The organism is Mailhella massiliensis (genome assembly GCF_020741395.1).
In the GTDB taxonomy this organism is placed as follows: Bacteria; Desulfobacterota; Desulfovibrionia; order Desulfovibrionales; family Desulfovibrionaceae; genus Mailhella; species Mailhella massiliensis_A.
On record NZ_DYZA01000181.1, the window covers coordinates 1 to 5073 of the forward strand.

General features: G+C 56.4%; 4 protein-coding genes. All 4 read right to left on the bottom strand.

Annotation, left to right across the window (positions count from 1 at the left end; translation table 11 throughout):
- Positions 1-82: 82 nt before the first annotated feature.
- On the bottom strand, positions 83-1567 hold the full coding sequence (locus tag K8W16_RS08930; protein WP_304122800.1) for a PocR ligand-binding domain-containing protein: 1485 nt from the start codon (positions 1565-1567) through the stop codon (positions 83-85).
- A gap of 10 nt (positions 1568-1577) precedes the next feature.
- Positions 1578-2027 carry a response regulator gene (locus K8W16_RS08935; RefSeq protein WP_304122801.1) on the bottom strand — a complete coding sequence of 150 codons (450 nt, stop codon included), beginning with the start codon at positions 2025-2027 and terminating at the stop codon, positions 1578-1580.
- Positions 2028-2466: 439 nt separating this feature from the next.
- Positions 2467-4446, bottom strand: coding sequence for an FAD-dependent oxidoreductase (locus K8W16_RS08940; protein ID WP_304122802.1), 1980 nt, complete (start codon positions 4444-4446; stop codon positions 2467-2469).
- A gap of 71 nt (positions 4447-4517) precedes the next feature.
- A complete protein-coding gene (locus tag K8W16_RS08945) occupies positions 4518-5018 on the bottom strand; it encodes an IS30 family transposase (protein ID WP_304122803.1) in 501 nt (166 codons plus the stop codon).
- Positions 5019-5073: the final 55 nt, after the last annotated feature.

A 5073-nucleotide genomic window follows, 5' to 3' on the forward strand; every position in this document is an offset into this window, starting at 1 on the left:
CTCTCGGATCTTCTCTCGTCGGGCGTTTTCTTCCGGGGTACGATTCTTTCTAGCCATATGCTATACCTCCTGTGCGCTGCTTCTATTCTACACCACGTAGGAGGTTTACACAAAATTTGGGATAGTCTCGCTGGTCGCGGGCCATAGCCGCCTTTTGCTGGTTTTCACGCTGTTCCTGACGCTTGTGTGCCTCTGTAATATCTCTGCCCAGAATATTGGCGACGGGCTCTCCGGCTTCATCCCTGCTGATGAACACATTGATCTCATGCCATTCCTCGCCATAATCCGTCAGGGCACCGTACTCAAGGTTCCCAATGAAGCCGTTGGCATTGATTCTTGCCCGAAGCGCGTCCAGACTGGCCAGCGCCGCAAACTGGGACACGTTCTCCGGGTCCAGATAGGCGATCTTTTTGCTGTACGCGGTTTCATAGTCATCGGTGGATTTGAAGATCTCCATGAACTGGGTCATGCCGGTGCCAATGATCATGCTGTACTTGCCGGTTCGCAGGTTCAGGGTCAGGTTGTAGCTGTAGAGCAGCTTGGTCAGCTCGGACAGAATCTGGTTTTTCGCAGCCGCTGCACGAAGCTCCTTTTCATTTCGGTCCTGTGCATTATGGGCTTCCGTGATGTCGCGTCCCAGGATGTTGGCAACCCTTGATCCATCCTCCTCAGTGCCAATAAACACATTGACTTCATGCCACTCGTATTCAACATCCCCCGGATAGAGAACCGGGTACTCCAGCGTCCCCCTGTACCCGCTCTCTGACGGATTGCTCCTTGCCGATGCTAAATCGGTCAGCTCATTGAAGCGGCCCAGATAAGCCGGATGAATGAGGCTGTCCTGAAATGCCCGCAGTTCCCTGTAATCGCTGTGCTTCCTGTATTCATCAACGGTTCGTTCCATGCCCGTTCCGGTGATCAGAGTATAGCCCTGCGTTTGAAGATCCACCGTCAGGTTGTAGCTGTACATGATCTGGGTGATCTGGGACAGGATCCTGTCCTTCTTTGCAGGTTCCTTTTTCAGCTCGTTTTTGGTTTTCCAGATGGAGTAGCTCTTTTCAATAAAGAAGCTCAGCGTTTCCTTCAGGAGCGCATAGGCGCCCTGCATTTCCTTTCCGGTTTTCCGCTGCATTCGGGAAAGAATCTCTCTGACTGCATGTTCGTCCATTCCAAGCCCTGCTGTCTTTTGCAGGATTTCTTCATCTTTCTGTGCAGCAGATAGCGCCTGCCCGGCCAGCACCTTTCCAAGCACCTGCCCATCCGGCAAAACGATGGGAATCGAGAAATCCCAGAATCCAAAGGGGCACTCATAGACACCGTCCAAATCGGATTTCCATGTTGCCATGCAGCAGGCCATGCCCTTGTCACAGGACTGAACCATCCGGCAAAACTCTGTGATTCCGAAATCCTCAGAGACCTGGTTGCCCTCTGTGTCAACAATCACAGTGGCCATGCCGCAGCTTTTGGACCAGTTATCCAGCAGGCTGTACAGCTGGTTCATATCACAAAACGCCTGCAGCTTCAGGCCGGCCTTTTCCGTTTCCATATCACGGCGATTCTCCATCATCGTCTCTCCTTTATTGCCGGCTGCTACCGGAAATCACGCGAAGCACTTCCTTGCCATCCAGCGGCTTGGACAGATGCGCATTCATTCCTGCATTCCTGGTTGCCTGCCTGTCCTCGTCAAAGGCATTTGCGGTCATGGCAATGATCGTGATCGTACGGGCATCGCTTCGATCCATCAGACGGATCGCTTTCGCCGCCTCGATTCCGTTCATCACCGGCATCATCACATCCATCAGAATCACGTCAACTGTCCCGGCAGGATTCTGCGCAAACAGGTCAACCGCCTGTTTTCCGTCAAACGCCTTCGTCACGACAGCTCCGGCGTCCTCCAAAAGGTACTGCGCAATTTCCATGTTCAGTTCATTGTCCTCAACCAGCAGAATATGAGGATAATGTGTCCATGCGCACAGCAAAAGATAATAAAATAGCAAATTACATTTTATCACATCTGTCGGATACATTCAACAGAATTTTGCAATATTCGACAAGATAGAAGAGAGGGGAACAAAATGCAGGTTCAGCTTAAGCCCTGGGGAAACAGCCAGGGCATCCGGTTTTCCCGAGAGTTTCTCGCCTCTGCCGGAATCAAACCAGACGATGTCCAGACCGCGAGGATTGAGAAAGGCAGCATCATACTGAGCAAGCAGGTGGTGTCTGGAAAACGGTGTGTCGGAGAAGACCTATTACTATGGACAGAGACGAATCATTGATTGACATCTGTAAGCGGAATGGCAAGAGCAAGACGCTATGGCTGGGGGATAAGGGTAAAACGCTGAACTATATCCCGAAGTCAGACGAGATGGTTTAAGAAGCTCAAAACTGATGGAAAGCAAGACCAACGGAAATGGCCCTGCCAGCAGCATTGCCAGGCAGGGCCTTGTGTATGACGGAAATATGGAGTTATGCTCTGTGAGCGGCGTTTTTGCCAGCCAGACGGCCGAAGGTGATGCTGCGGCCTGCGGCACAGCCTGCCAGCAGGTTAGGGTAGCTGGCATCGAAGTAGCCGCCGGAGCAGTCGCCTGCTACGTACAGGCCCTCGATGGGCTCACCCTTGGCATTGACGGCGTTCATGTTGGTGTCGATGCGGATGCCGTCCAGCGTGCAGATGAAGTAGCCGCCGCTCATGCGGATGCCCTCATAGGGCGGCTGACGCAGTGCAGACAGGCGGAAGGCCTCCTTGCCGAAATCCTCGTCCTGCTGCTTGTCGTACAGCTCGTTGTAGCGCGCCACGGTCTTGACGAAGTTCTCCACCGGCAGGCCCAGCTTCTGGGCCAGCTCCTCGATGGTGTCGGCCTTGACCACGATGCCTTGGTCGCGGTACATGGACATGAACACAGCCTCGTTGAACTCCAGCGGCCAGACGGATTCCGCGCCGTTGACGTGGGGGAACATGCGGCTGCAGCCGTGGGTGTCGAAGCGCATCATGTCCTGGATGTAGTTGGCATCCCACACCTCGGCGTAGGTCATGCCGGGCAGGGTGTGCGCCATGTGGAGGATGTGGTCGTAGCAGCCGGACTCATTGGTGAAGCGGTTGCCATTCAGGTCGACCTTCAGGAAGGGCTGGCTGCCCATCCAGAACAGCACGCCCTCGGGCTGGCTGCCCACCTGATCGGGCCGGATGCCGCCGCGGTCAAAAAGCATGCCGCTGTGGGTCTCGTCCATCGCCGCGCCCGCCCACAGACAGGCCTTGATGCCGTCGCCCATGCTGCCGGGGTAGGAGTAGTTGATGTTGATCATCTTGACGGTCTCGGGCTGCAGGGCCTGCATCATGTCCTTGTTGAGGCTGTAGCCGCCGGTGCAGACGATCACGCCCTTGCTGGCGTTGTAGCGCACCATGCCCTCGGGGGTATTGGCGTACATGCCGGTGACCTTGCCGTCCTCGTGGATCAGGCGCACCAGCGTGGTATTGTAGTGCACCTCCAGACCCAGGCGGATGCCGTAATCCTTCAGCGCCTTGGCGGACACGCCGTGGGCGCCCTGCGTGGCGCTCATCTGCAGGCTGTGGCCCACGTCATAGATGGGATAGCGTACCTCGCGGGAGTGATCATCCTCCTCGAAGCGGACGCTCAGGCCTACCTCAGCCATGCGGTCGGTGTACCAGTCGATGGCCTCGCCGGAGTGATCCGCCCAGACCTTGTACAGCCGCTGGTCACCGTAACCGTTGGACTGACGGTACAGCTCGGTGATGACGTCGAACTTGTCGGGGTTCTTGCCGCTGGCCAGCTGCTCGCGGCTGCCGATAGCGCCCAGCGTGTCGCGGATGCCCGCGCCGCCGTAGCTCTCGTCGAACTTCTCGATGAGGATGGTCTTCGCGCCTTCCTCCACCGCCGCACAAGCCGCAAACACACCGGCCGTGCCCGCGCCGATGACCACCACTTCGGTGTCGATAGTTTTCACCACGTCCGCTGCAGCGACGATGGGCTCTTCTCCCAGCCAATCCTTGGTTTCGGCAGTGTTCCCGGCGGAAGCCTGACGCAGCAGCGCCACGTCGATGCCCTTAGCTTGGGCAATACATTCCTCGCAGGCCTGTCGTACGGCGGTGCTGGTCTTGGTCGCGCCGGAGACCGCGTCGATCTCGTGGCTCTGCTTCGCAAGGATCTCCTCAGCCAGCTTATCGGCTGCCACGGTGCCGATGCCCTGGGTCTCGCCGTCTGCAGTGACGGTCGCTTCAAGGATGCTCGTTTCGTCCACCGTGATGCTCACGGTTACGAAGCTGGCGTAGCCCCGTGAGGTGGCGGTGTAGGTGCCGGGGGTATAGATCGCCGCGCCCTCGGCCTGCGCCTGGGTCAGATTCACGCCGACCATTGCGCCGGTGGTCACAGCGCCTGCGGCTGCTGCGCCCTTGAGGAACGTGCGGCGGGAAATCAACTTGTTGTCCATGGAAAAGCCTCCGTTCTTCTGTGTTTTCGGGCCTTTTGCCCGGCTGGCTTCATTATATCAGCCTTGAATTGTCAAGTCAAGTGCAACAGTTGGTTGAAGAAAACTTCAAAGGGAGATCTCCAGCCGAGGCATTTACGGGGGCGAAGATTGATCTTACTGGTAAAGGCGGTGAAGAAAGCGGAATCGAAGCACTCCAAGTCGGTGGATTTGGGGCAGTATTCACGAATGAGCCCATTGGTGTTCTCGTTCGTACCGCGCATCCAGGGCGCGTGAGGCGGAGGAAAGAAAAAGGGAACGTTGTTCAGCGCAGCGGAGATTTCGTCGTGTTTGGCAAACTCCTTGCCACGATCAGGCGTGACGGAGCGTACCAGTTCAGGCGGAAGTTCGCTAAGTAGCCGAATCATGCCATCGCGGACATGTGCCGAAGTTTTTCTGGGAATTTTCAAGGACAACAGTAGCCTTGACTTTGGGTCAATCCCAAATTCTGTGTAAAGTCCGTTTAGGGTGCGAATAGAGCAAAGATTATTTGCGGCGGCAGCAGGCTTGTCCGGCTGGCGCCTTGTCAACAACATAACACCAGAGGGGGTGGATGTCAAGGGCGGCGAAGCCGTTCATTTTACCCTTGAC

What these genes read in the sequence shown, in the direction of transcription:
- K8W16_RS08930 (WP_304122800.1), bottom strand. Translation starts at nt 1,567, where the DNA reads ATGATGGAGAATCGCCGTGATATGGAAACGGAAAAGGCCGGCCTGAAG.
- K8W16_RS08935 (WP_304122801.1), bottom strand. Translation starts at nt 2,027, where the DNA reads ATGTATCCGACAGATGTGATAAAATGTAATTTGCTATTTTATTATCTT.
- K8W16_RS08940 (WP_304122802.1), bottom strand. Translation starts at nt 4,446, where the DNA reads ATGGACAACAAGTTGATTTCCCGCCGCACGTTCCTCAAGGGCGCAGCA.
- K8W16_RS08945 (WP_304122803.1), bottom strand. Translation starts at nt 5,018, where the DNA reads ATGTTGTTGACAAGGCGCCAGCCGGACAAGCCTGCTGCCGCCGCAAAT.